The organism is Campylobacter bilis (assembly GCF_016806695.1).
Lineage (GTDB): Bacteria > Campylobacterota > Campylobacteria > Campylobacterales > Campylobacteraceae > Campylobacter_D > Campylobacter_D bilis.
Genome location: NZ_WUED01000002.1, coordinates 24334 through 50309 on the forward strand (window position 1 = coordinate 24334; position 25976 = coordinate 50309).

Here is a 25976-nt window from a genome sequence, read left to right on the forward strand (position 1 = left end):
AAAAGGTTTAAAATATGGATATAGAAAAAATATTAGCAGAGATAAAACGTGGTTGTGCAGAGATTATCGATGAAGAAAGAATAAAAGCATTGATTAAAAATTATTATGAAAAAGGTGAGAATTTTTTTGTAAAAGCAGGTTTTGATCCTACAGCACCTGATTTGCATTTAGGTCATAGTGTGGTTTTAACAAAGATGGCTTTTTTGCAAAAAAATGGGGCTATTGTACAGTTTTTAATCGGTGATTTTACAGGGCAAATAGGCGATCCTAGTGGAAAAAATGCAACGCGTAAAAAGCTTGATAAAGATCAGGTTTTAATCAATGCAAAAACCTATCAAACCCAAGTTTTTAAAGTTTTAGATGAAGAAAAAACCCAAATTAAATTAAACTCAACATGGCTTAATGAACTTGGAGCAGCAGGTATAGTAGAGCTTACTTCGACTTTTAGTGTAGCTAGAATGCTTGAACGCGATGATTTTGCCAAAAGATTTAAAGAGCAAAATCCCATTTCTATTTGCGAGTTTTTATATCCTTTGCTTCAAGGCTATGATAGTGTAGTTTTAAAAAGCGATATTGAAATGGGTGGAACGGATCAAAAATTCAATCTTTTAATGGGAAGACAACTTCAAAGAGTTTATAATACAGGCAAAGAACAAGCTGTGATTATGATGCCTTTACTTGAAGGTTTAGATGGTGTACATAAAATGAGTAAAAGTTTAAATAATTATATCGGTGTTACAGAAAAAGCTAATGATATGTATGCTAAAATCTTGAGTATTAGTGATGAGTTGATGTTTAGGTATTATGAGCTTTTAAGTCAAAAAAGCTTAGAAGAAATTTCTAAGATGAAAGAAGACATTAAGCAAGGTGTTTTGCATCCTAAAAAGGCTAAAGAAAATTTGGCTTTAGAAATCATAGAGCGTTTTCATTCTAAAGAAGAGGCAAGCAGTGCACAAGCTGAATTTGACAGGGTGCATTCTCAAAATGCTTTACCAAGCGAAGTGTTGGAATTTCAAGTGCAAGGGAAAATTTGGCTTGCTAAGGCTTTGGTTGAATGTGGTTTAGAGAATTCTACTTCAGCTGCAAGAAGAAGTATCAATGCTAATGCAGTGAGTGTTGATTCTAAAAAGATTTGTGATGATCAAATGCATTTAGAATTAGGCGAATATATCTTGCAAGTAGGCAAAAGAAAATTTGCAAAATTAAAGGTAAAAGCATGAATTTAAAACCCATAAAAATAGGAAAACATACTATAAAATATCCCATTTTTCAAGGAGGAATGGGGTTGGGCATAAGTTGGCATAAACTTGCTTCTGCTGTTTCTTTAAATGGAGGACTTGGAATCATTTCTTCTGTAGGGACAGGATATTATGAAGAGAGAAAGTATGCGAATAAAGAATTAAATGCTAAGCCTTATGGAAGTGAAAATTTTTATTCTCGCAAAGGTTTGCAAGCTTTAATTGATAATGCAAGAGTGCTTTGTAGTGATAGGCCTTTAGGATGCAATATTTTATGTGCTAGTAATGATTATGCAAGGATTGCACGTGATGCTTGCGAAGTAGGTTTTAATGTCATTGTTTCAGGTGCAGGACTTCCTACTAATTTGCCTGAATTTACAGCTGATTTTCCTGATGTGGCTTTAGTACCTATTATTTCTTCACCAAAGGCTTTAAAAATCATTTGTAAAAGATGGCAAAGTCGTTATAATCGTTTGCCTGATGCAGTAGTCTTAGAAGGGCCAAAAAGTGGAGGTCATCAAGGCTTTACTTATGAACAATGTCTAGATCCAAATTATCAGCTTGAAAATTTAATTGTACCTGTGGTTGAAGAAGTGAAAAATTGGGGTGCTTTCCCTGTGATTGCTGCAGGCGGAATTTGGGATAAAAATGATATTGAAAAAGTATTATCTTTAGGTGCTAGTGGTGTGCAAATGGGGACACGTTTTATAGGTACTTTTGAATGCGATGCAAGTGAAGAATTTAAAAATGTTTTACTTGCGTGCAAAGAAGAAGATATTGAGCTTATAAAATCACCTGTAGGTTATCCTGCAAGAGGAGTAAGAACTAATCTTTTAAATTTAGTTGATAAAAGAATAGGGCCAAAGATTAATTGTATAAGCAATTGTGTAGCGCCTTGTGGACGCGGAAAAGAAGCCACTAAAGTAGGATATTGTATAGCAGATAGGCTTTTTGATGCATGGTCGGGTAAAAAAGAAACAGGTCTTTTTTTTACAGGTGCAAATGGCTATCGTTTGGATAAACTTATTAGCGTTAAAGAACTCATGGATAAATTAGTTAATGGCGAATAATGGCTAAAATTTTTACATTTTTAGTATTTTTTTTCACCTTTTTATTAGGAGCTTATGAAAGTGAGCTTGCTAATTTTGATAAAAATTTTATAGTTTCTAAAAGCGAATCACAGCTTCAATTTCATCGTCAGCTTAAAATTCTTTACATACAAAGTGTTATCAATGAAGATGAAAAAGCTAAAATTGAAATTTTAAAAAGATTGATTATTAGTTCTAAATCCTTAAATTTAGATGATAAATCTTATGCTAGTGAACTTAAAGAAAGTGGTATTAGTGAGGCTAGCATTGATGCTTTAAGAAAAGTTGTTCTTAAAGATGTTAAAGCACAAAATACTCAAAAATCAAATCTTCAAACTTCAAATACAGTGCAAACAAGCCAAAAAAAAGAAAATAATAAAACAAATCAAAAAGATAATATTTTTGAAGATAATACTCTAATTTATGTTTTAAAATCTAAGAAAATCCATCAAGGCATTGAATTAGAGCTTAACAGGAATTTAGATAAAGATAAATTAAAAAGTTTTGCTTTAAATCAAAAAGGAAATTATCGTTTTATCAGCGATTTTGATGGAATTTTAAAAGGAAGCAAGCAAGAATTTCAATTTGAGGATTGTCGTTTGGTGATCTCTCAATTTAATCCTAAAACCATACGCATAGTGTTTTATGCTAAAGAAAAAATTCCTATTAATATAACTTTTAAAGAAGAAAAATTAATTTTTTCAAAAGAATCAATCATAGAACAAGCTAGTAAAGAAAATAAGAGTATTTTAAATAAAAAACAAGTTGAAAAAACAGAGTCTAAAGCTAAGGTTTTACCAACGCAAAAGCAAGTAAAAAAAGATAATCAAAAATCCTTGTATGTTTTAAGCGTAGACAAAATTTCAAATGCTGTAAGGTTAAATTTAAGCAATGATTTAGATGAAAAAGATATCACGGTATTAAATATTAAAGAAAAGAATTTTTTTAGATATGCTATTAGCTTTAAAGCGGTATTAAAAGGCAATAAGCAAAGCTTTGTTTTTGGGCAAAATGCAATTACCATTGCACAATATAATCCTAATACAGTCCGAGTGGTTTTAAGTGCACCTAAAGAATTTAAATTTTTAAAAAATCAAGATAGTAAAAGCCTTGTTTTGGGCTTTGATACGCAAATAAATAATAAAAAAACACACCAAAGTCTTAATAAAAATTCAAATAAAAGCTTAAATACAAATTATAAATCAGGGAAAATTGTGGTGATTGATGCGGGTCATGGAGGTAAAGATAGTGGAGCTTTAAGCGATAAAAAAGGAGATTTAAAAGAAAAGGATATAGTTTTAAGCGTAGCTTTAAAGCTTGGTTTAGAGCTTCAAAAGCGTGGCTATAAACCACTTTATACCAGAAGTTTAGATAAATTTATTAATTTACGTGATAGAACAAAATATGCTAATGATAAAAGGGCTGATTTATTTATTTCTATCCATGCTAATGCAGCACCTAATGCTAAAAAAATAAAAAGTAGCGAAGGTGTTGAAACTTTCTTTTTAAGTCCTGCAAGAAGTGAAAGAAGTAAAAAGGCCGCCGAAAAAGAAAATCAAGGAGATTTTGAAGAAATTAATTATTTTTCAAAACAAAGTATTTTAAATTTTTTAAACCGTGAAAAGATTGTTGCTTCTAACAAGCTTGCTATTGATGTGCAAAAAAATATACTCACTCAAACGCGTAAAAAATATAAAATTGTTGATGGTGGGGTACGAGAAGCACCATTTTGGGTTTTAGTGGGTGCACAAATGCCTGCGATTTTAATTGAAATAGGCTATATTACGCATCCTAATGAGGGAAAAAGAATTGCTAGTAAAGCTTTTCAAGATTTATTAGTTAAGGGCATTGCTGATGGAGTGGAAAGCTATTTTTATAATAACCGATGAAAAAAGCAAATATAATTTTTAAGGATAACACCCCTTTTTCTTTAGATTTTGATGATTTTTACTTTAATTCTAAAGAGGGTTTAAATGAAAGTAAATTTGTTTATACTCATGCTTTTAAATGGAAAGATGAAGAGAATTTTGTCATTGCTGAGAGTGGTTTTGGTATAGGTTTGAATTTTTTTCTCACTTTGAAGCGTTTTTTAGAAAGTGAAGTTAGTCAGCGTCCTAAAAAGCTTTTTTATATTAGTATAGAGGCTTTTTATATTGATCAAAAAAAGCTTAGAGAAATTTACAAAAGATTGGGATTTTATGAAGAATTTAAAGAATTTTTAGAGCCCTTTTTAGAATTTTATCCTAAGGCTAAAAAAGGAATTTATCGTTTTTATTTTAAAGATTGTTTTTTAGATCTTGTTTTTGATGATATTAGTATTTTAAAAGAATTGGATTTTAAAGCTGATGTATGGTATTTAGATGGTTTCTCGCCAAGTAAAAATCCGCAAATGTTTGATGAAAATTTAATTTTTGAATTAGCCAGACTTTCTAAAAAGAATACTCAAATTCGTACCTTTTCTTCGGCAAGCTTCTTGCAAAAAAATTTAAAAAAATATGGTTTTAGAGTTGAAAAAATCAAAGGTTTTAAGAAAAGAGAAATGATTGAAGCTTTTTTGGAAAAAGAAATCAAATTAGAAGATAAAGAGGCTTATTTTTCAAGAATTCCTTCGGTTTTAAAAACTAAAAAAATAGCTATTATTGGTGCAGGTATTGCGGCTGCTACTTTGGCTTATGAGCTTAGTTTACGAGGATTTGAGATTGATGTTTTTGAGAAAAATTTAGCATTGGGTCAAGGGGCTAGTGGTAATAAAAGTGGGATTTTGAGTTCTTTGATTTTAAAACCTAAGGTGGTTTTAGGGGAATTTTCAGAACTTTCTTTTATCGAGGCAAGTCGTTTTTATAGACAAATTTTGGATTTAAAATTAAAGGGTGTGATTGAGTTTGCACACAATGCTTTGATGCAAGAAAGATTTAATGCACAAAAAGAAAATGTTTTATTTAAAATTTCAGCTAATGAGGCTTTTTTAGAAGATGGTGGAGCTATTTTTCCCTATGCATTGGTTGAAAAACTTTTTGAAAAAAGTAATGTAAAAATATATTTTGGATATGAGTTTGAAGCTTATGATTTTAAAGAGGAGCTTTTTACTTTGAAATTTAAAAATCATAGCGTAAAAAATCATTATGCTGCTTTAGTTTATGCTATGGGTGCGGATGCAAAAGATTTTATTTTTTATGATGGAATGAAATTAAGCAAAATAAGAGGTCAAGTCACGCATCTTAAGCCTTTTTTAGATACTGAAGTTCCTTTATCTTCAAAGGCTTATATTTGTCCTAGAAAAGGCGATTTGCAAGTTATTGGAGCTAGTTATGATAGGTTTGATCAAAGTTGGGATGCTAAAGATGAGGATGATAGAAAAAATATTGAAAATATATTTGAATTTATAGGAAAAGATTGTAATTTAAAAATCATAGGTTCTAAAGTGGGTTTTAGATCTTATTCAAGCGATCGTTTTGTTATAGCAGGCAATGCTTATGATGAGGCATTTTATAAAAAAGAATATAAAGCTTTATTGTGGACAAAAGGCAAAGTTCAAAAACAAGCAAAGGCTTTGCCGAATTTATATTTTAATTTTGCTCATGGATCAAGAGGATTTAGCACTAGTGTCTTAACAGCAAGATATTTATGTGCTTTGATTAATAATGAGCCTTTATTTTTACAGAAAAAATACATTCATGCCATCCATCCTGCAAGATTTTTAATACGTAAGCTTAAAAAAGGCTTATAATTAAGATTAATTTAAAGATATTGCTAATATTTATTTATAAAAGTAGATTTTTAACTTTATTTTAACTTGCTTTGTTTTATCATTAAAGAATAAAATTTCATATCATAAAGGAAATATAATGATTGATTATGGTCAAATAGAGCTTCGTTTATCGGAGCTTGAGAAGCTTCCTTCTTTAAAAGACAATGGTAGCATTGCTAATGCATTAGAAAAGTCGGGTTTTTCAAGAAGGGATTTTATGAAATGGGCAGGAGCCATGACAGCATTTTTGGCCTTACCTGCAAGTTTGACTCCTATGGTGGTAAAAGCAGCTGAGCTTGCAGACAGACTTCCTGTAATATGGCTTCATATGGCTGAATGTACAGGTTGTAGTGAGAGTTTGTTAAGAACTGATACTCCTACTATTGATAGTTTGATTTTTGATTATATTTCTTTAGAATATCATGAAACAGTTATGGCTGCAGCAGGTTGGCAAGCTGAAGAAAATTTACAAAGTGCTATTGAAAAATATAAAAATAAATATGTTTTAATGGTTGAAGGCGGTATCCCTATGGGCGATACAGAGAATTTTCTAACCATAGGACCGCATGGAACAACAGGTTATGAGCTTTCAAAAATGGCGAGTGAGAATGCTTTGGCAATTTTTGCTATAGGAACTTGTTCGAGTTTTGGCGGGATCCAAGCTGCAAGACCTAATCCAAGCAATGCACAGCCTTTAAGCAAAGTAACAAGCAAAACTGTTATTAATGTGCCAGGTTGTCCTCCAAGTGAGAAAAATATAGTAGGCAATGTGCTTCATTATTTATTATTTGGTCAATTACCTGCACTTGATGTTTATAATAGACCTAAATGGGCTTATGGCTTAAGAATCCACGATCTTTGTGAAAGAAGAGGGCATTTTGATGCGGGTGAATTTGTCCATGCTTTTGGTGATGAGGGTGCAAAACAAGGTTTTTGTCTTTATAAGGTTGGTTGTAAAGGACCTTATACTTTTAATAATTGTTCTAGAGAAAGATTTAATCAGCACACTTCTTGGCCTATTCAAGCAGGACATGGTTGTATAGGTTGTTCTGAACCTAATTTTTGGGATACCATGGGGCCTTTTGAAGAGCCTATGGCAAGCCGTAAATTTGATACTGTTTTTGGGCTAGGTGCAGACAGTGTCTCAGATAAAATCGGCATAGGAGTACTGACCCTTACAGGGGTTGCTATTGCAGCACACGCAGTTATATCTTCGATGCAAAAAGATAAGGAATAAAATGAGTCAAAAAATTATCGTAGATCCCATTACAAGAATTGAGGGACATTTAAGGGTTGAAGTAGTTGTTGATGATAATAATGTAGTTAAAGAAGCTTATGCGGGTTCTACTTTGTGGCGTGGTATTGAGACTATCGTTAAAGGACGCGATCCAAGAGATGCTGGTTTTATGACGCAAAGAATTTGTGGAGTTTGTACTTTTTCACATTATAAAGCAGGTATAGTTGCAGTTGAAAACGCTTTGGGCATTACCCCTCCTCTTAATGCACTTTTAACTAGAACTTTGATGAATGCAGCACTTTTTTTACACGATCATATAGTACATTTTTATCAGCTTCATGGACTTGATTGGGCGGATGTTGTAAGTGCTTTAAGTGCAGATGTTAAAAAAGCAAGCGATGAGGCTTTTAAATACATTGCTAATCCTTATGCAACAGGTGCAGATAAATTGCTTGAAGTGCAACAAAGACTTAAAATTTTTGTTGATAAGGGTAATTTGGGACCTTTTGCAAATGCTTATTATGGGCATCCAACTTATTGTTTTACTCCAGAACAAAATTTAATTATTCTTTCGCATTATCTTGAGTGTTTAAGAATTCAAAGAATTATTGCTCAATGTATGGCAATTTTTGGTGCTAAAAACCCTCATCCTCAGAGTTTGACTGTGGGCGGGGTAACTTGTGTTATGGATTTGCTTGATCCTGCAAGAATGGGTGAGTATATGGTGAAATTTCAAGAAGTGCAAGACTTTGTTAACCGTGCTTATTACCCTGATCTTGTAATGGCAGGTAGAGCCTATGCTCAAGAAGCAAGTGTTTTAAATGATATTGGAGTAAATAATCTTTATACTTTTAAAGAATTCCAATTAGGAAGAGATGAATGGCTTTTTGAAAGCGGTATTATTAAAAATGGAGATTTAAGTAAAGTTCATGAGGTACAAGAAGATAAGATTACTGAGGAAGCAACGCATTCTTGGTATGCTGATAATGAACCTCTTCATCCTTATGATGGTAAAACAAATCCAAATTATACAGGACTTATAGAGGGTGATAGCATAGATCATCATGGAAATACAGTGCATTCTAAGGTTTTTGATACCAAAGGCAAATATAGTTGGATTAAAGCTCCACGTTATGAGGGAAATCCTATGCAAGTAGGACCTTTGGCTAATATTGTTGTAAATTATGCTAAAAATAATAAAAATGTTGTGCCTGTAGTAGAGGAGTTTTTAAGTCAAACCCAACTTCCTTTAAATGCTATTTTTAGTACACTTGGAAGAACAGCTGCACGCTGTATAGAAGCTAAAATCGTAGCTAATAATACTTTAAGAGCTTTTCATAATCTGGTAGAAAATTTAAAAATAGATCAGAGTACTTGTGCACCTTATGTGATTGATAATTCTAAAGAATATAAAGGTCGTTATATGGGACATGTCCCACGCGGAACGCTTAGTCATTGGTGTAGGATTAAAGATGGAGTGATTAAAAACTGGCAGGCTGTTGTGCCTTCTACTTGGAATGCTAGTCCAAAAGACGCTAAAGGGATAGGCGGAAGCTATGAGCAATGTTTGATAGGTCTTAAAATCTTTGATGTCAAACAGCCTCTTGAAATCATTAGAAAAATTCACTCTTATGATCCTTGTATTGCTTGTGCGGTGCATGTAATGGATACAAGGGGTAATAATCTAAGTGAATATAAAGTAAATGTCAATTTATAAGGAGGCTTTCATGCAAAATGAGGAAAAAAAATTGCAAAGAAAAGCTGAGTATGAATTTAGCATAGGTTTGCGCTTGACACATTGGATAAGAGCTGTTGCTATAGTGATTTTAATCGGGACAGGATATTATCTTTCTTATGTGTTTCAAAGCCCTATTAGCAATGGTGAACCTGTTAATTTCATGCAAGCAAAATACCGTTTGGTGCATCAGGCGGTGGGATTTGTTTTAATAGCTTGTATTGTTTTTAAAATTTATTTGTTTTTTTGCGACAAAGTGAGTGTAAAAGAACGTAGAAGCGTATGGGATATTTTTAATATTTCATTATGGATAAAACAAATCAAATTTTATATGTTTTTAGGAAAGCATCCGCATTTAAAAGGGGTTTATAATCCTTTGCAATTTATGACTTATTTTTTCTTTTATCTTGTAATGTTGGGTATTATTTTAACAGGACTTATTCTTTATACTCATACTTACCATGAGGGTTTGGGTGGACTTTTATACTCTGTTTTAAGACCCCTTGAGGTAGCTATGGGTGGTTTGGCTGATGTGAGGACTTATCATAGAATTTTAATGTGGGTGGTGATGATTTTTGTGCCAGTACATATTTATATGGCAATTTTTAATGCTGTTAAAGGCAAAGATGGTGCTATGGATGCTATCATTAGCGGATATAAATTTGTCAAAGAAGAAAAACATTGAAATTTTTAATCCTTGGAATAGGTAATATCATGTTTGCAGATGAAGGCTTAGGTGTTCATCTTTGCAAACAAATTCAACAAAATTATAAATTCACACATGCTAGTTTTACTCTAGATTTTGTCGATGGAGGTACTTTAGCTTTACAGCTTAGCTATATCATTGCTAAATATGATAGACTTGTAGTTTTAGATTGTATTGATGCATATGATGCAAATATAGGAGATGTTTTTTTCTTTCCTTATGATGCTATGCCTAATAAAATCACTTGGAGTGGGAGTGCTCATGAAATAGAAATGCTTCAAACTTTGCAATACATGGAACTTGCCGGAGATTTACCAAAAACACATATTTTAGCCTGTGTGCCAAAACGCATTGAAGCAATGAGTTTTAAGCTTTCAGATGAGATTATAAAGGGTGCTGCTTTGATGGAAAAAACTTTGCTTGATTTTTTGGGTAAGCAGGGTTTTTCTTATGAAAGAATAGCTCATTTTTCTTTGCAAGAATTAGCAGATATTTCGTATAAAAATAATTAAATTTTAGTTCTAAAATTCATAGCTTTATTTAAAGAAATTAAATCTACATTTTCTAAGTTTACTCCACTAGGGATTCCTTGTGCGATTTTGCTAAATGATAAATTCAAATCTTTAAAACGATCTTCTATAAAAAATATAGTCGCATCAGAATTAATACTGTGTGTTAGTGCGAAAATGAGTTCTGCTATCTGTAATTTAAGTATGATTTGCTTTAATTTTTCAAGTTTTTCTTCTTTAAGTTCATCTAGGACAAAATAAAGTCCATTGTAGCTTTTGCTTTCTTCAAGTGTTAGTATGTCTTTAGGGCTTTCAACTATGCATAAGATATTTTTATTTCTTTGATCATCGCTACAAATTTCACAAAGTTCATTCTCACTTAAAGCACCGCATTGATCACAAAGTTTTGTAAAGCGTAGGGCATTTTCTATATTATGTGCGAGTTTCATGCCATGGCTTGGGTTATTAATACAAAGGTGATAGGCAAGTCTTATCGCAGTTTTCTTACCTATAGTAGGTAAATTTGCAAAGCTTTCAACCAGTTCATTAAATTTTTCTAATCCTTTGCCTAGCATTATTTTTCTTTATCTCCAAAAAAAATTTTAAAACAATGTTTGCCTTCATCGTAAAAATAAATTAAATCAAAATTATGCAATTTGCACACTTCTGAAACTATATAAAGCCCCAATCCCATACCCTTTACTTGAGTGTGTTTTTCTCGTGTGAATGCTTCAAGATAATATTCTATAGGTTGTTCTAGGGGTTCTCCTGGATTTTTTACTGTAAAGCACTCTTTGCAGCAAAAAAGTTCACAAGTGCCATTGTTTGAGTATTTTAATGCATTATCGATCAAATTTTTTAAAATGACAGAGAAAATTTCCATATCAACATTGATCAATGCATCATATTTTAAATCAACTTTTACTATTTTGTTTAAATCATCTCTCATAAGGTGTTCTTTGGCCTCTTGAAGTATAGCACTAAAACGACTGGGTTTAAAGTTTAGATTATAATTTTTTGAGAATAAATTTTCAATTTTAGCGATTTCATTGATTAAAGAATCCATACGTAAAAATATATTAATCAAGCGTTCTTTTTGCTTGTCTCCTTTTACCATTTCAGAGATGATTCTTCCTTTGCCTATGGGCGTTTTAAGCTCATGCATAATGGTACGCAAAAAAAGCTGTCTTGATTCTATTAATTCTTGATTTTTTTTGAAGGCTTTTTGAAATTCAAAAGCGATTTTGCCTATTTCATCTTCTTGATAGTCTAAAAAGTCGATTTGTTTGCCGTTTTCAACTTCTGTGACTTGTTTTTTTAGTTTTTTTAGTAATTCTAGAGATTTTAATATAGAAAAATACATAAATATAACTAGTAAAGAAAAGGAAAAAAAACCAATCAACAAAAGATTGTAAAATTGATTGCTAGCATTTTTTTTATATAGGGCGTTAAAGTTTTGACATTGAATATCAAGATAAAGATTACTGTGATATTTTAAAGAAGAGAAAATACATGATTTTTTCTCTTCTTTAAAGAGTAATTGCCCATTATTCCTTATGATTTGTATGAAATTAGGATTTTGCAAGATATCAAAGTCATTATCATTAAGATAAGTTTCCATTTGGGTAGAGATATTATTTTCATAGGATAAAGACAAGGCTTTTATGAGACTTTCTTGTTTTAATCTTTCTTCTTCATTGTAAGTGTTCCCTTCTATTTTCAAAAGCACGATAAAAAGTACACAAACTAAGAAGATAATGATAAGTAGAATGACTAATTTAGTATAAATAGAATAATTTTTTGTCATCCTATGAGTTTATAACCTATACCTCGAACAGAAAAGATATGTTTTGGAGATTTTGAACTGTCGCCAATTTTAACTCTTAAACGTCCAATGATAACATCAAGGCTTTTAGAATCTTTATCTTTTAAATTTTTACAGCGACTTACTAATTGCTCTCTTGAAACACTATATCCGTGCTGTTGGATGAGGTATTCTAGAATTTCATACTCAGCAGGAGTGAGTGTTAAGACTTTATCTTGATAAGTGATTTCATGTCTTCTTTCATCGATCTTAAAAGCAGAATTAATATTTTCATTACTAGAATGTTCGATTCTTTTGGTACGACGAATAAGACTCATAATTCTTGCATACATTTCTTTTGGATCATAAGGTTTTGGCAAATAATCATCAGCGCCGATTTGAAGTCCTACGACTTTATCACTTAAATCACCTCTAGCTGATGAGATAATAATAGGAATATTACTTTTTTGTCTGATTTCTCTACAAACTTCAAGACCGTCAATTCCTGGTAAAGTTAAATCTAGTATTAAACACCCATAGCCTTGTACGCCTACATTTAGGGCAGTTTTAGGATCTTCAAAATTTGTAATTTTAATATTAAATTGAGCTAAATACTCAGACAATAATTGCGCAAAATCAGGATTATCTTCTATCATCAACACGTTAATCATTTTGCTATCCTTATAAAATTAGGTAATTTTATAATCTTTACATAATTTTATTTAAAATTTGATAAATTATTGGTTATATTTTTGCTAAAATTAGGTTTTTGAATTTTTAAAATTAAAATTCTAATGTGAAATTTTTAAATTTTTAAAGGAATAATGTGGAAATAAGTTATTATGAAATTTTAGAAATCACACAAAGTGCTGATAAAGAAACCATAAAAAAAGCTTATAGAAAAATGGCTTTAAAATACCATCCTGATAGAAATCAAGGCAATAAAGAAGCTGAAAATAAATTTAAACTTATCAATGAAGCTTATGAGGTTTTAAGTGATGATGAAAAGCGTGCTATTTATGATAGATATGGCAAGGATGCTTTAAAAGGCGGTGGATTTGGATCTCATCACTCAAGCTTTGATGGTTTTGAAGATCTAGGAGATTTATTTTCTAGCTTTTTTGGTGATGGTTTTGGTTCATCATCGCGTCGCAAAAGAAAATCAAATGATGAAAAAATCCCTTCAGACTTTATAATAAATTTAAAATTGAGTTTTAAAGAAGCAATTTTTGGCTGTAAAAAAAATGTAGAGTTTAGTTATAAGTGTTCTTGTAAAGCTTGTAATGGAACAGGTGCTAAAGATGCAAAAATGCAAACTTGTCCAAAATGTAAAGGTAGAGGTCAAATTGGCGTTTCTCAAGGTTTTATTACCTTTGCACAAACTTGTCCTGATTGTCAAGGAAGCGGAGAAAGTGCGAGTGAAAAATGCGATGTTTGCAAAGGTTTAGGTTATAATGAAAATAAAGATAGCATAGAGCTTAATATCCCTGAAGGTGTGGATACAGGCATGAAGCTTCGTGTGAATAATAAAGGCAATATTTTAAAAAATGCAAGTAGGGGTGATATGTATGTTAAAATCATTGCTGGAGAAGATGATACTTTTATAAGAGATAATGATGATATTTATATAGAATTTCCAGTTTTCTTTACCCAAGCCATTTTAGGACAAAGTATTAAAGTCCCTACTATAAGAGGAGAGGCGACTTTAAATTTACCTAAAGGAGTAAAAGACGGACAAAGATTTGTGCTTGAAAAAGAAGGAGTTAAAGACATACATAATTCTCGCATAGGAAATCAGATTGTTCAAATTGCTATCAAATTCCCTAATTCTTTAAATGAAGAGCAAAAAGATCTTTTGGAAAAACTTAGTGAAAGTTTTGGTATAAAAGACGGCATGCATCAAGAACAAAAAGGCCTTTTTGAAAAGATTGCTAATTGGTTTAAGTCTTAATTTGATTATAATTTATATGGTATAAAAAGTAAAGCGGGATATTTATCCCGCTTTGAAGTTAAATAACTCTTAGAATTTGTAAAGAGCTTGAAGTCTTACAGCATCTTTATGAGTATCTTGAGGATCCATATCGATATTTACATAAGAATAAAATGCTGAGAAGTTTAGTTTTGGAGAATATTTATAATCAATTCTTGCAACTGCTTCTAATTTTGTACCACCACTATTATCAGTAGTTTTTGTTCCACCGTATACAAAATCAGCACCTACACGAACAGTTTCATCAAAAGTATAGCCAGCTGTTACATAACCAAAAATATTTCTACCAAGATCACCGTTTAAATTAGATCCTTGAGTATAGAAGATTTCTTCACCTGCTAATAAAGAACCAAGATTACCTTGATCTTCTATTGTGGTTATGGTACCTTTATCTTTATCACCATAGTATAAACCCCCAAGACTTGCATCCCAGCCATTTATTTCAATAGTGCCACGCAAAGCAAAGAAGTTACCATTTGCTGCTTCATTGTTTTGGAATTTTTTAAGTTTATTATCTAAAGAGTTTCCTAAATAAGCACCTTCAAGAGTCCAGTTAATTCCATCAAAAATAGTTGTATTATAGGCTAGATCTAAAGCATATAAAAAAGCATTATCATTCATATAGGCTAACCATAATTGTGAATTAAATTGTCCACCTAAGAAATCATAAGAAGCAATAGCTGCACCACCGTAAATGTTTTTATCCCAATTTAAAACAGGACTGATATCGCTATCACCATTTACATTTCCTTTACTGATATTAAATGTACCGCCTGATGATGCACTATCTTTTTTAATTGTAATTGTATCTGGTATTTGTTCATTGAAGCTGTCTATTGCAAAAGCCGTTAAAGTTAAACCATCAATACTATTATTTATTACTTTAACGCCAGTTCCTACTAAACCGCTAACACCATTGTCAGTCCAAATGGTATTGAGTTGTTGTTTACCTGCGATTAATTGTGTAGCCACATCTTCATTGGTATAAGTTAAATATAATTGACGAACTTGTAAAGTATCGCTTGTATTACTAATGCTATCTTCACCATACCCACCATCTTGCGAGCTGTAGTCAAATTGAATAAAAGCTTTGAAGTTATCAGCTATAGCAGCATTGAAGTTTACTTGTGCTTTGTATTTATGATCTTGTTTTCCAGATATACCAGAACCATAGTTTTCCTTGCTCCAGGCGTTACTTGTATCATATCTGTATCTTAATACTCCTGATACATCAATATCTTTGATTATTTCTTCAAGTGGAGTAGCATTTACTACTGAAAAAGTACTTGCAGCAAGAGCTGCTACTAAACTAAGTTTAACTAGTTTCATGAGAATTCTCCTTGTTAAAAATTAATAAAACATCGTAATTGTAGCACATAAATTCAGAGTTTTTTCTTAAGAGGTACTTAAAATGATAAAAATTTTAAATCTTAAACAATGTTTAAATAAAACCTAGCTAAAGGGATTAAAGCTAGGCTATAATTTTAAGGAGTTTTTCTTATGAATGTTTTATTTTGGTTCATGAAGAAGTATAAGCTTAAAAAGTAAACAAGAAGTAATTGAAAAGTCTAGCTTGAATTTATTTTTGTAAAAAAGCTAGCAAGTTTTTGCAAGCTAAAGATAAAATTTCATAAGTTTCATCGAAATTTCCACTATACCAAGGATCAGGTACTTCATTGTAAGCTAAATCAGGGGTAAAATCAGTGATTTTTAAGAGTTTGTTTTGAGTGTTATTGAAATTTGTTTGAACATTTTTAAAATTAGAATTATCCATAGTGATTAAAAAATCACTTTCATCACAAAGTTTTTGAGTGAGTTTTTTGCTTATAAAACCTTGATGATCGATATTAAAAGCTAGGAGTTTGTTTTTAGTGCCAGGATGCATGCTTTCTCCGTCGTGTTCGCCTGAGGTTCCCGCACTTGTTATAAAAAATTCTTTTTGTAAATTGGCTTTTTTTATGAGATCTTTCATGATAAATTCTGCCATGGGTGAGCGGCATATGTTTCCTAAGCATATGAAGCTTATTTTTTTCATTGTTTATCCTTAAAGAAAATTGTGCTTTTAAAATTGTAAAATTATCATACAATAAAATGTGTAAAAAATTGCAATAAAATTTCTTTGCATGGTTTATTTTAGCTTTTAAAAATTTTAGAATGTTTTTAGTATTTTTCTAAAGAGTCTTTGAGTGTTTTGTAGCTTTGTAAAAGTTTTTCAAAAGAAAAATTTAAATTTGCAGGCGAAGTTGAAGGAAGGGGAGTGGCTTTTAAATTAGGATGGAATTTTTGAAAAAATTTATAGGCACTTTGCCCTGTGGTAAAGATGGATTTGATTTTTGCTTGATCAAAGATGAGGTTTAAGTCATTAGCTTTTGCATAGCTTATTGTTTTGTCGTTAGATTTTTTAATTTTACAGCTTGCAAGCACATCCCAAAGAGCAATATTTTTTTCTTTAAGAAAAGATTGTTGTTTAAAAATATTGTCTAATTTTACATCAAAGAGAATTTCTAATAAAGGCCAAAAGCGGTTTCTTGGATGCTGGTAGTAAAAGCCATCTTGTCGTGATTTAACAGAAGGAAATGATCCTAAAATTAAAATTTTAGAATCTTTATCGAAAAAAGGTTTAAAAGGATGGGTTAAAAAATCACTCACTCGCATAAATCCACAGAAATTTTACCATTTTTAATTTCACTAATTTTGACTTTTAAGATTTGATTCTCATTTAGGTTGAGATTTTTTGTTTTTGAATGATGTAATAAACCATCAATGCCATTTTTAAGTTCTACAAAGCTTCCAAAAGAAGTGATTTTTTTAATCGCACCTTCGTATTCTTGTCCGAGTTCAAAATCGGATAAGTCTTTTTCTTTGGAATTCTTTTTATTGTTTTTGTAAGAATTTGTAATGCTTAGAATGTAGTTTTTTGCTGCTTTTATTTGTTCAGTTTCATTGCTTGTGATTTTTACTTCGCCTTTTTCGCGATCTAAATCTATGCAAACTCCGAATTTTTCTATGATTTCTTTTATAGTTTTTCCTGCTTGACCTATGATATCAACGATTTTTGAAGGATCTACATTAAAAAGTTCAAGTTTTGGTAATATTTCTTTATTGACAATGATTTCTTGTGCAGCTTTTTCCATGATATTAAGGATATGAATTCTTGCTTCTTTAGCTTGATATAAGGCTTGTTTAAGTGTTTCTTGATCGATTCCGCCTAATTTTATATCCATTTGTAAAGCAGTCACGCCATCTTTACTTCCAGCAACCTTAAAATCCATATCTCCATCATGATCTTCAAGGCCTATGATATCAGTTAAAATAGCGTGTTTATCGTCTTCAAATACCAAGCCCATAGCCACACCTGCTATGAGTTTTAAGCTTGTAATTCCTGCAGCTCTTAAAGCCAGTGATCCACCGCAAACAGTTGCCATAGAACTTGATCCATTGCTTTCTAAAATTTCGCTTACTAAACGGATAACATAAGGGCAGTTTTCATCTATACTTGGATAGAGTGCTCTTTTGGCTAAATTCCCATGGCCTAATTCCCTTCTCCCAGGTGCTTTAATAGGACTTGCCTCTCCTACTGAAAAACTAGGGAAATTGTAATTTACCATGAAGCGTTCGCTAATAGGGTTTTTTTCTGTGAGTAAATCTATCATTTGCGCATCATTGTCTGTGCCTAGAGTGGCTACGACTAGGGCCTGGGTTTGTCCGCGAGTAAAAAGACAAGATCCATGGGCATTTGGCAAGATGTTTGTTTCTATGCTGATAGGACGCACTTGGTTTAATGATCTGCCATCAGCTCTTTTTTGTTCATTAAGAATTTGGGCACGAATGATATTACGCTTGATTTTGTTTAAAATATTTAAGACATTTTCTTCGTTCCATTCTTTGGCAATTTCAAGTTTTAAAATGTCTTTAGCGATTTTATTAAGCTCGCTAGCTCTTTCGCTTTTTGCCATTTGGTTAATAGCATTTTTGATTTGCTTATGAAAATTATTTTGTATGAAGGCTAAAATTTCAGGATATTCTTCTTCATTTTTAAGTTCAATTTGAGAATTTTTTCTGTGATCTTTAAAGGTTTTTTCATAAATATTTGATCCATTTAATATAGCTTTTTGGGCTAAATTTAAGGCTTGTAAAATTTCTTCTTCATCAAGTTCGTTCATGTTTTGTAAATTGATTTGATTTTCATAAGGGTTTTGGATGGTTAAATTATCTTTTTTTTGATCAGGTAAAGATCTCATTTCTATCATTAAAAGTTCATCTTTAATACCCGCTACATAGAGATCTAATGTGCTTTTTTTAAATTCTTCATTGTTTGGATTAAGGATTAAATTGCCATCTATTTTTCCTATGCGAACGGCACATACTGGTGCTTTTATAAGAATATCGCTAAGATAGAGTGCAATGCTTGCAGCATTTAGGCTCATCACTTGCAAATCTACTTTAGGATCAGCAGAAAGGATTAAAACAACAATTTGTGTGGGATAAGCATAGCCTTTTGGAAAAAGAGGGCGTAAACTTCTATCTATAATGCGTGCTGTTAGGGTTTCCATCTCGCTAGGCTTGGTTTCTCTTTTGACATAGCCTCCAGGGATTTTTCCTGCAGCATAGGTTTTTTCAATGTATTGTACTGTTAGGGGTAAAAAGTCTTCTTCTACTTGTTTTTCTTCTCTTGCAACTGTGGCTAAGACAACGCTTTTGCCTTGTTTCATTAAAACAGCACCTGAGGCTTGTTTTGCAACCTTATCTATGTCAAATATTTCTAAATTGCGATTGATTTCTATGCTATATTGCATCGTTTTTCCTTTTTTTCCAGATAATAGATTTGTAAAATTTTTTAAAATATTTATCAACTTCCATCCTTAATTTAAATTTTGTTTTCATTTTCTGTTAAAGAGAAATCATATTTTACCCCTCCTAAAGGATAGAAGTTGAAAATAAAATAAACTCCGCTTTGGTTTTTAGCTGTGATACCTCCACTTGTAAGTTGTGGATCTATTCTTTCTCTATACATTAAAGAATAATTCCAGCATTTTCTTTGGTAAGTATAGCCTAATTCCCACATATTTGCATGAGCTCTTTGAGTATCAAACCAAATGCCACCAAATAAATGGTAATTAGGTGTGGCGATATAATTTGCACGTGTACCAATGAAGCTGTATTTTCCATAGGTATCGTTTTGATAAGCGTGGGAAAATATCCAGTTGAATTTGGAATTAAGATTTGCTTCTATTTGGCTGATGACATTAGTAAAACGCCCTTGTTCATAAGAATAAAGTACTTCGCTATTAAAATTAATATTTTCATTAAGATAATAGGTTAAAAGATTTTCAAATTTATAAAATTTATTTTGTTTATTTAGATAATCAAGAGAAATTCGGTGTTTGATCTTTTTTTGTCCTTCATTATTATAAAAATACTGCACAGCGTAAAGATCAGTGTGTTCGTTTTCTTTTTCGTATTGTTCAAGATAATCTTGGGTGATTTGACCTGATTTTGCACCAGGTAAGACATAATTTATCCCTAGATTTAGAGTATGAAAAAAATTATCATAAGCTTTGGAAAGATTAGTATAAATATTAAAATCATGGATATTTCTAAAATAATGTTCATGATTTTTCTCAGGATCATGAGTATAATTTACAAAAGAAGTGTAAAACCTCTCTGTAAAGGTAAAATGCAAAAAACCGCCCAAAAAAGCATTATGATAAGATATGGGCAAATCTAAATTAAGTTCATTTGCGTAAGCTCCACTTGATCGGTAAAAATTATGAAATGAAGCATCAAAAGAATATCTTAAACGCTCATCAAAAAGATTATTTAAAAATCTATGGTATTGAAAGCTAGGGTATTCTTGTAAGGTGGATTTATTGCTTAATTTAGAGGTGTCAATATAATATCTTGCATAAGCTCCATAAAAATTATTTTCATCAGCTAAGAAATAATTGATTTTAGAACTTACAAGCGAGTTAAGATCGCGATAATCTCTATTGCCAAGATTTAAGTAATCAACATCATTAAGATAGCTTGCATCTATCCATAAGCCTTCTTGAAAATTATCACTTAGCAAGGATTTGATTAAATTGTCTCTTGAGTATTTTAACTCTATGCCATAATGGGTTTGATTTTTTAAATTTTCATCGCGATAATAAGAGGTGTTTTCCCTAAAAGTACCAAAATTCAATTCCCCCGTGGAATAAGGAGAATCAAGGAATCTTAAAGTTGAATAAAGCCCAAAGCCACGATTGGTTCTAATTTGAGGGTTAAGTTCTAGATCCCAATTTTCATTAGTGGTTATGTAAATGGGCTGTTCATAGTATAAACCTTCGCTGCTTTTTAAAACAATTTTTGGGATTAAAAGACCGCTTCGCCTATGAGTATCAGCACTAAAACCAAAATAAGGAAGATAAAAAACGGGGACATTTTTTACATATAATTTTGCATTGTATAAATGCACAAAATTAGTTTCTCTATTAAGCCAGCCTTCTGAAAAACGAATTTCCCAGTCAGGATCTTCTACATTGCAGCTTGAAACTGCTGAAATTTTACTTTTAAAGATTTTGTCGTTTAAATGGCTTTTTTTGCTTTGGAACCATACTTCAAGATTGTTATTAGAAAAAAAGAAATTTTTAAAATAAGCTTGGTTGGAATTTAAATTAATTTTAGCATAATCAGAATGGGATCTTTCATTTTGTCCTCTTAAAATATTTACATCACCAAACAGCTCAATATCACCTGTTTTTTCATTATAGATCGCTTTATTAGCAGTAATGAAATAAAAATCAGAAAAAATAACAACATCATTGTTTGCTTTAAGAATATCACCTTCTTTTTTCGCATCTAGTGCATAAATATCAACTTGTGCGGCATTTAAGAATATGCTAGAACCTAAGAGTAAAGAAAATTTACGCCACATCAACTACTATTGTCCTTGCTAAATAATCCTCCCAGGTCTTGCGTAAATCATTGCTTAAAGCCCAAGCAAACCCTAGCATAAAAACCATGGAACTTACTTGTCTTACGGCTGATCTAATGCAGCTTTGAATCAAAGTGGGCTGATCTAAAAGATTCTCATCTAAGATGATGATTTTGCATAATATTTTTCCCAAACTTGCACCATAAAGATAAGTAAAAATTGTTTGATAGCTAAAGTGAAGTATGATAAAGCCAAGGTAAAAATTGCCTATAATTTGAGTTGTTTCAAATAAATCCTTTGCTTGGATGAAACGATCATAAAAAATAATAAATACAATTAAAGAAATCATCATATCATCAACTAAAAAAGCTAATACTCTTTTGTTAAAGCTTGCTATTTTTAGATTTTCGCGTTCAAGACGCTTTTGCAAATTTTCTTTCATTTAAGAACCTGATATGCAATATCTTTTCTAAATTGTTTTCCCTCAAAGTGTACATTATCACAAAGTTTATAAGCATTTTCTTGTGCTTCTTTGATGCTTTTGCCTGTACCAACGCAAACTAAAACCCTTCCTCCATCAGCCATTAATTTTTCATCTTCTAAACTCACCCCTGCATAAGAAATATGAGTGTTTTTAGGAATGTTATTTATAGTGATTTCACTTTTTGGTGAGCTTTCATAAGGATAATTTTTACTCGCACAAACCACGCCTACAGCATATTCTTTTTTAATTATGATTTTTGCGTGTCGTAACCGTCTTTGTGTAGCGGCTAAAATAAGTTCTAAAGGATTTTCAATCAAAGGCATTAAAACTTCACATTCTGGATCTCCAAAACGGACATTAAATTCTAAAACATAAGGTTTATTTCCAACAATCATAGCGCCTATAAATAAAACCCCGCAAAATTCAGATCCTTCTTTTTTCATCCCGGCTAAAGTCGGTAAAATAATGTCTTTTTGAATTTTTCTTAGTAAACTTTCATTAGCCAAAGAACTAGGGGCGTAAGCTCCCATTCCACCTGTATTTGGTCCTTGATCATTATCAAGTAATTTTTTATGATCTTGTGCTACAGGAAGTAAAACAAAGTCATTCCCATCACAAACGGCAAAAATGCTTAATTCAAATCCCTCTAAAAATTCTTCAATGATAACGAGTTTCCCAGCATCGCCAAAGCTTTCACCGCTAAGCATTTTAGCGGTTTGTTCTATAGCTTCTTCATGGGTTTTTGCTATAATCACACCTTTTCCTGCACAAAGTCCATCAGCTTTGACTACTATAGGGGGTGTGAGGCTGTATATAAAGGCTTTTGCTTTGTTAAGATCATTGGTATTTAAAAATTTGGCTGTTTTAATGCGGTATTTTTTAAGAAAGCTTTTCATAAAAGATTTTGAAGTTTCAAGCATGGCTGCAGCTTTGCTTGGTCCAAAAATCGCAAGTCCTTGTTGTTTGAAAATGTCTACAATACCTTCAGCTAGGAAGCTTTCACTTCCTACAATGCAAAGATCGAAATTTTTTTCTTTTGCATAGGTTGCTAAAACTACGGGATCTTTTAAATTTAAATTGGTTCCAAGACTTTTGGTAGCGCCATTACCAGGAGCGAAGTAAAGCTCTAAATTATTATCTACTCTTTTTAAGGCTAAGGCAATAGAATATTCTCTTGCACCGCTACCTAAAATCATTATTTTCATTTACATCTCCTTTGTAAACCCAAACAGCCGTTTATAAAGATCGACTCCAAAAAGTCAAAGAAAACCCCTAGGCGATTTTTAAAGGCTGCAACTTCTCGCTTTTTTCAAAGCTCAAACGATGCCACAGAACACAGTAAATCGCACGATCGCGGTTAATAAAAATGTGTTGAATCACTTTAATTACAAACTGTTTAGGCCTTTAAATTATAACTTAATTTAGCTTAAATTTCTATGTCTTAAATCAGTTTAAATTTGGTTTTTCCTGATTTATCAAAATGCTTTCCTTGCAAAATAATATCTGCTACATTTTCCCAAACATGTTTTTCATCAATATAAACCATATCGAAGGTATTATCGCGCATTAAGGATTGATAGTTGACTTTTTTAGGTGCGTATTTTACAAGATAGTAAGGGTTTTGGGTAAAGTTTTCAATTTTTAATTTACAAAGTAAATTAAGATCTGAAGTTACAACTAGAAATTTTTTTCTTTGTTCTTTTGTGATTTTTTGGATATATACTAAAAGTTTTTGATCAAAAGGATTTAAAGAGGATTTATTTAAGCGACTTAAATAATGTTCTGCAAAAGAAATAGAACAAAAGGAATTTTCTATATTACTCATAGTAAAATAAGAATTTTTCACGCCTGAAGATTTTAAAGATAAATGCCAAATTTTCACATCCATTATTGTTGCGCATAAATTCAAACCTGTAACAATTTTTTTAAAGAGTTTTTCGCGTGAAAGCTTAAAAGCATTTTCAAAAATATTGTAATTTTTTTTATAAAAGTCTTCCCGTATAGCACTAAGTCTTTTAAGACTTGTTTTATAATATTGGGCTTCTTTTTGCAATTTGGCTAGTTTTTCTTGGCGTGCTTTGAGTTTTTCAGGATCGGTGTTGCTTGCATTGCTTTTAAGATTGATTTCAGATTGTAAGGTTTTCATTTGTGCTTCAAGCGAAGCTAGACGGTTATTGCGAGTGTCTATAGTAGCTACTAAGGCTTGATAATGGCATTGTAAGGATAAAAAGGTTTCATGGAAAATTTTCGTGATATTAGGCTTTCTGTCAGCTGTCATTTGTTTGTAGGAATTTTCTAAATGCATCATAATGCTTTTTAGAACATTAAATTGGGTTTGATCTATACTATTATCCATAAAAATCAAAGTATCATAAGCTTTAAATAAAAATCTTTTTAGTATTAAATAATCAAGTATGCAAGGAATTTCTTTTTCATCTTGAAGATTAGCTTGTAGTGTTTCTACAGACAAAATTTCATGGGCAAAATATTTTTGTATGGCTTGAGGTATGGTAAAAGAAAGGGGAATTTTTTCTATAGTATCAAAGTCTGTGCTTCGATAAAGTTCTGTTATATAAGCACTTCTTCTTGAGTTTTGTAAGTCTTCTAATTCATCATCATTATCAGTCTTCCAAAAATCATGTTCTGTGATAAAATCCCCTTCTTTAAATTCTTGAAATTTTGAAGGCTTTATGCTTGTAATGGTTTTGCTTGTTTGATTGGCTTTGCCATCTTCTGATTTATTCTCGCTTAGAAGAGTTCTAAATTCTACAAGCATACCTACACTAGGCATACTTTTTTTATCATTCCAAATTTGACGATTGAAATCAAAAAAAGTATTAGCAGAGTTTGCGACAGTTCCACGTCCTGTAGAATCCATATAAATAGCTATTTTTCCATGCATATTTCTTCCTTGAACTTTCTTTTAAATCAATTCTAAGCTTTTATAAAAAAATCATACATTATTCCCATTCTATAGTTGCAGGCGGTTTGCTTGAGATATCATAAACAACGCGATTAATCCCTGCTACTTCATTGATGATTCTACGCGAAATATTTTCTAAAACTTCATAAGGAAGGTGAGAAAAAGTCGCTGTCATTCCATCACTTGCATCTACAACGCGTATGCAAATTGCATTATCATAGGTACGGTTATCTCCCATTACACCTACGCTTTTGACATTTAAAAGTACGCAAAAGGCTTGCCAAGTTTTATCATACCAACCTGTGCTTCTAAGCTCTTCAAGTAAGATCGTATCGGCTTTTCGCAAGAGATCTAAATTAGTAGAGTTAACTTCACCCATAATGCGTATAGCAAGTCCTGGTCCAGGGAAAGGATGGCGGTATACAACTTCTTTATTAAGCCCTAATTCTAGTCCTAAAGTTCGTACTTCATCTTTGAAAATTTCTTTTAAAGGTTCTATTAATTTAAGATTCATTTTTTCAGGTAAACCGCCTACATTATGATGGCTTTTAATGGTTTTGCTAGCTCCTATGACAGAACTTTCTATGATATCTGTATAAAGTGTACCTTGAGCTAGATATTTGACATCTTTGTGTTTTTTTGCTTCTTCTTCAAAAACTTCTATAAAAGTATTGCCTATGATCTTTCTTTTTTGTTCAGGATCAGTGACATTAGCAAGACGGTTTAAAAAAATTTCACTTGCATCTATACTGATAAGATCGATGCCTAAGGTATTTTTAAACATGAACTGCACTTGTTCTTTTTCTCCACTTCTTAAAAGGCCATTGTCTACAAAAACAACAATAACTTGATCTTTTATAGCACTTGCTAAAAGTGCAGCAACTACGCTACTATCTACCCCACCGCTTACTGCACAAAGGACTTTATCATTTTTCACTTCTTCGCGAATTTTTTCTGCTTGGGTTTTTGCAAAAGAGCCCATATTCCAAACACTTTCGCAATTACAAGCATATTTGGCGAAATTTTTTAAGATATTTTTGCCAAATTCGCTGTGTTGTACCTCAGGATGAAATTGTAGGGCAAAGAATTTTTTTTCTTCGTTGCCAAAAACACAAAAAGGGCTATTTTCACTTGTGGCTAAAACTTCAAAGCCTTGAGGTAAATTTTCAACCTTGTCTGAATGGCTCATCCAAACGGTTTGTTTTTTAGGAAGATTTTTAAACAAATCGCTATCTTTTTTTATTTGTATGCTTGCTTTGCCGTATTCTTTATGTCCTGCAGGTGCTACTGTGGCTTTATAATAGTGTGCCATAAGCTGCATGCCATAACAAATTCCAAGAATAGGCAAGTCTAAATCAAACACCCCTTTATCACAAAAATAAGCATCTGTGGCATAAACACTTGCAGGTCCCCCGCTTAAAATAATGCCCTTGGGTTCTTTTGCCCTAATATCTGTTAAACTGACATTAAAAGGTAAAATTTCAGCATAAACGCCTTGCTCTCTTAAACGCCTTGCAATGAGTTGAGTGTATTGAGATCCAAAATCTAAAACTAAAATATCTGCTTTTTTCATTTTTACCACCTGTGCAATTGTTCGT

At 31.7% G+C, this 25976-nt stretch carries 21 protein-coding genes; 9 read left to right on the forward strand and 12 right to left on the reverse strand.

Going from position 1 to position 25976, the window contains the following annotated elements:
* The first annotated feature begins 14 nt into the window (after positions 1-14).
* The 8 genes from tyrS to GRQ01_RS01005 all read left to right on the forward strand — a co-directional run bounded on the left by tyrS (position 15) and on the right by GRQ01_RS01005 (position 10264).
* The gene (tyrS, locus tag GRQ01_RS00970) at positions 15-1220 is read left to right on the forward strand and encodes a tyrosine--tRNA ligase (protein ID WP_158333990.1); all 1206 of its coding nucleotides are present in this window, start codon (positions 15-17) and stop codon (positions 1218-1220) included.
* On the forward strand, positions 1217-2308 hold the full coding sequence (locus GRQ01_RS00975; RefSeq protein WP_158333991.1) for a nitronate monooxygenase: 1092 nt from the start codon (positions 1217-1219) through the stop codon (positions 2306-2308). The genes tyrS and GRQ01_RS00975 overlap by 4 nt, the downstream gene beginning before the upstream one ends.
* Positions 2308-4215 (forward strand): N-acetylmuramoyl-L-alanine amidase family protein, encoded by a 1908-nt coding sequence (locus GRQ01_RS00980; RefSeq protein ID WP_158333992.1) that lies wholly within the window; start codon positions 2308-2310, stop codon positions 4213-4215. Before GRQ01_RS00975 ends, GRQ01_RS00980 begins: the two co-directional genes overlap by 1 nt.
* Positions 4212-6053, forward strand: coding sequence for a bifunctional tRNA (5-methylaminomethyl-2-thiouridine)(34)-methyltransferase MnmC2/FAD-dependent 5-carboxymethylaminomethyl-2-thiouridine(34) oxidoreductase MnmC1 (gene mnmC, locus GRQ01_RS00985; protein ID WP_158333993.1), 1842 nt, complete (start codon positions 4212-4214; stop codon positions 6051-6053). The genes GRQ01_RS00980 and mnmC overlap by 4 nt, the downstream gene beginning before the upstream one ends.
* Positions 6054-6171: 118 nt before the next feature.
* Entirely contained in the window at positions 6172-7311 is a 1140-nt protein-coding gene (locus tag GRQ01_RS00990) for a hydrogenase small subunit (protein ID WP_158333994.1), read from the forward strand.
* 1 nt (position 7312) lies between these two features.
* The gene (locus GRQ01_RS00995; RefSeq protein WP_158333995.1) at positions 7313-9028 is read left to right on the forward strand and encodes a nickel-dependent hydrogenase large subunit; all 1716 of its coding nucleotides are present in this window, start codon (positions 7313-7315) and stop codon (positions 9026-9028) included.
* A gap of 10 nt (positions 9029-9038) precedes the next feature.
* Entirely contained in the window at positions 9039-9731 is a 693-nt protein-coding gene (gene cybH, locus GRQ01_RS01000; RefSeq protein WP_158333996.1) for a Ni/Fe-hydrogenase, b-type cytochrome subunit, read from the forward strand.
* A complete protein-coding gene (locus GRQ01_RS01005) occupies positions 9728-10264 on the forward strand; it encodes a HyaD/HybD family hydrogenase maturation endopeptidase (RefSeq protein ID WP_158333997.1) in 537 nt (178 codons plus the stop codon). The genes cybH and GRQ01_RS01005 overlap by 4 nt, the downstream gene beginning before the upstream one ends.
* On the opposite strand, the gene recR is transcribed toward GRQ01_RS01005, so the two are convergent.
* Genes recR through GRQ01_RS01020 form a run of 3 tightly spaced genes read right to left on the reverse strand, consistent with a single transcriptional unit; the run spans position 10261 to position 12736 of the window.
* Complete coding sequence (gene recR, locus GRQ01_RS01010) at positions 10261-10836, reverse strand: recombination mediator RecR (protein ID WP_158333998.1); 576 nt, start codon at positions 10834-10836, stop codon at positions 10261-10263. The genes GRQ01_RS01005 and recR overlap by 4 nt on opposite strands.
* The gene (locus tag GRQ01_RS01015) at positions 10836-12068 is read right to left on the reverse strand and encodes an ArsS family sensor histidine kinase (protein WP_158333999.1); all 1233 of its coding nucleotides are present in this window, start codon (positions 12066-12068) and stop codon (positions 10836-10838) included. The genes recR and GRQ01_RS01015 overlap by 1 nt, the downstream gene beginning before the upstream one ends.
* Positions 12065-12736 carry a response regulator transcription factor gene (locus GRQ01_RS01020; RefSeq protein ID WP_158334000.1) on the reverse strand — a complete coding sequence of 224 codons (672 nt, stop codon included), beginning with the start codon at positions 12734-12736 and terminating at the stop codon, positions 12065-12067. Before GRQ01_RS01020 ends, GRQ01_RS01015 begins: the two co-directional genes overlap by 4 nt.
* 155 nt (positions 12737-12891) lie before the next feature.
* On the opposite strand from GRQ01_RS01020, the gene dnaJ reads away from it, so the two are divergent.
* On the forward strand, positions 12892-14016 hold the full coding sequence (gene dnaJ / locus GRQ01_RS01025; RefSeq protein ID WP_203121121.1) for a molecular chaperone DnaJ: 1125 nt from the start codon (positions 12892-12894) through the stop codon (positions 14014-14016).
* Between the two features lie 69 nt (positions 14017-14085).
* On the opposite strand, the gene GRQ01_RS01030 is transcribed toward dnaJ, so the two are convergent.
* The 9 genes from GRQ01_RS01030 to guaA form a co-directional block, all read right to left on the reverse strand.
* A complete protein-coding gene (locus GRQ01_RS01030) occupies positions 14086-15384 on the reverse strand; it encodes a major outer membrane protein (protein WP_158334001.1) in 1299 nt (432 codons plus the stop codon).
* A gap of 250 nt (positions 15385-15634) precedes the next feature.
* Positions 15635-16090: a low molecular weight protein-tyrosine-phosphatase gene (locus GRQ01_RS01035; protein ID WP_158334002.1), complete on the reverse strand. Its 456-nt coding sequence runs from the start codon at positions 16088-16090 to the stop codon at positions 15635-15637.
* Between the two features lie 125 nt (positions 16091-16215).
* Positions 16216-16704, reverse strand: coding sequence for a DNA-deoxyinosine glycosylase (locus tag GRQ01_RS01040; protein ID WP_203121123.1), 489 nt, complete (start codon positions 16702-16704; stop codon positions 16216-16218).
* Positions 16701-18851 carry a polyribonucleotide nucleotidyltransferase gene (locus tag GRQ01_RS01045; RefSeq protein WP_158334004.1) on the reverse strand — a complete coding sequence of 717 codons (2151 nt, stop codon included), beginning with the start codon at positions 18849-18851 and terminating at the stop codon, positions 16701-16703. The genes GRQ01_RS01040 and GRQ01_RS01045 overlap by 4 nt, the downstream gene beginning before the upstream one ends.
* A gap of 71 nt (positions 18852-18922) precedes the next feature.
* Complete coding sequence (locus tag GRQ01_RS01050) at positions 18923-20971, reverse strand: LPS-assembly protein LptD (RefSeq protein WP_158334097.1); 2049 nt, start codon at positions 20969-20971, stop codon at positions 18923-18925.
* Positions 20961-21413: an RDD family protein gene (locus GRQ01_RS01055; protein ID WP_158334005.1), complete on the reverse strand. Its 453-nt coding sequence runs from the start codon at positions 21411-21413 to the stop codon at positions 20961-20963. The genes GRQ01_RS01050 and GRQ01_RS01055 overlap by 11 nt, the downstream gene beginning before the upstream one ends.
* Complete coding sequence (gene purD, locus GRQ01_RS01060) at positions 21410-22660, reverse strand: phosphoribosylamine--glycine ligase (protein ID WP_158334006.1); 1251 nt, start codon at positions 22658-22660, stop codon at positions 21410-21412. Before purD ends, GRQ01_RS01055 begins: the two co-directional genes overlap by 4 nt.
* Positions 22661-22896: 236 nt before the next feature.
* Positions 22897-24357: a GumC domain-containing protein gene (locus GRQ01_RS01065; protein WP_158334007.1), complete on the reverse strand. Its 1461-nt coding sequence runs from the start codon at positions 24355-24357 to the stop codon at positions 22897-22899.
* A gap of 58 nt (positions 24358-24415) precedes the next feature.
* Positions 24416-25951, reverse strand: a complete 1536-nt coding sequence (gene guaA / locus GRQ01_RS01070; protein WP_158334008.1) for a glutamine-hydrolyzing GMP synthase — start codon at positions 25949-25951, stop codon at positions 24416-24418.
* Between the last annotated feature and the right edge of the window lie 25 nt (positions 25952-25976).

Excerpts from the sequence above, each read along its gene's own strand:
- GRQ01_RS01055 (WP_158334005.1), bottom strand. The coding sequence starts at position 21,413 with ATGAAAGAAAATTTGCAAAAGCGTCTTGAACGCGAAAATCTAAAAATA.
- GRQ01_RS01065 (WP_158334007.1), bottom strand. The coding sequence starts at position 24,357 with ATGCATGGAAAAATAGCTATTTATATGGATTCTACAGGACGTGGAACT.
- guaA (WP_158334008.1), bottom strand. The coding sequence starts at position 25,951 with ATGAAAAAAGCAGATATTTTAGTTTTAGATTTTGGATCTCAATACACT.
- tyrS (WP_158333990.1), top strand. The coding sequence starts at position 15 with ATGGATATAGAAAAAATATTAGCAGAGATAAAACGTGGTTGTGCAGAG.
- GRQ01_RS00990 (WP_158333994.1), top strand. The coding sequence starts at position 6,172 with ATGATTGATTATGGTCAAATAGAGCTTCGTTTATCGGAGCTTGAGAAG.
- GRQ01_RS01020 (WP_158334000.1), bottom strand. The coding sequence starts at position 12,736 with ATGATTAACGTGTTGATGATAGAAGATAATCCTGATTTTGCGCAATTA.
- GRQ01_RS00975 (WP_158333991.1), top strand. The coding sequence starts at position 1,217 with ATGAATTTAAAACCCATAAAAATAGGAAAACATACTATAAAATATCCC.
- GRQ01_RS00980 (WP_158333992.1), top strand. The coding sequence starts at position 2,308 with ATGGCTAAAATTTTTACATTTTTAGTATTTTTTTTCACCTTTTTATTA.
- GRQ01_RS01035 (WP_158334002.1), bottom strand. The coding sequence starts at position 16,090 with ATGAAAAAAATAAGCTTCATATGCTTAGGAAACATATGCCGCTCACCC.
- GRQ01_RS00995 (WP_158333995.1), top strand. The coding sequence starts at position 7,313 with ATGAGTCAAAAAATTATCGTAGATCCCATTACAAGAATTGAGGGACAT.
- GRQ01_RS01015 (WP_158333999.1), bottom strand. The coding sequence starts at position 12,068 with ATGACAAAAAATTATTCTATTTATACTAAATTAGTCATTCTACTTATC.
- GRQ01_RS01030 (WP_158334001.1), bottom strand. The coding sequence starts at position 15,384 with ATGAAACTAGTTAAACTTAGTTTAGTAGCAGCTCTTGCTGCAAGTACT.
- purD (WP_158334006.1), bottom strand. The coding sequence starts at position 22,660 with ATGAAAATAATGATTTTAGGTAGCGGTGCAAGAGAATATTCTATTGCC.
- recR (WP_158333998.1), bottom strand. The coding sequence starts at position 10,836 with ATGCTAGGCAAAGGATTAGAAAAATTTAATGAACTGGTTGAAAGCTTT.
- GRQ01_RS01050 (WP_158334097.1), bottom strand. The coding sequence starts at position 20,971 with ATGTGGCGTAAATTTTCTTTACTCTTAGGTTCTAGCATATTCTTAAAT.
- GRQ01_RS01045 (WP_158334004.1), bottom strand. The coding sequence starts at position 18,851 with ATGCAATATAGCATAGAAATCAATCGCAATTTAGAAATATTTGACATA.
- cybH (WP_158333996.1), top strand. The coding sequence starts at position 9,039 with ATGCAAAATGAGGAAAAAAAATTGCAAAGAAAAGCTGAGTATGAATTT.
- mnmC (WP_158333993.1), top strand. The coding sequence starts at position 4,212 with ATGAAAAAAGCAAATATAATTTTTAAGGATAACACCCCTTTTTCTTTA.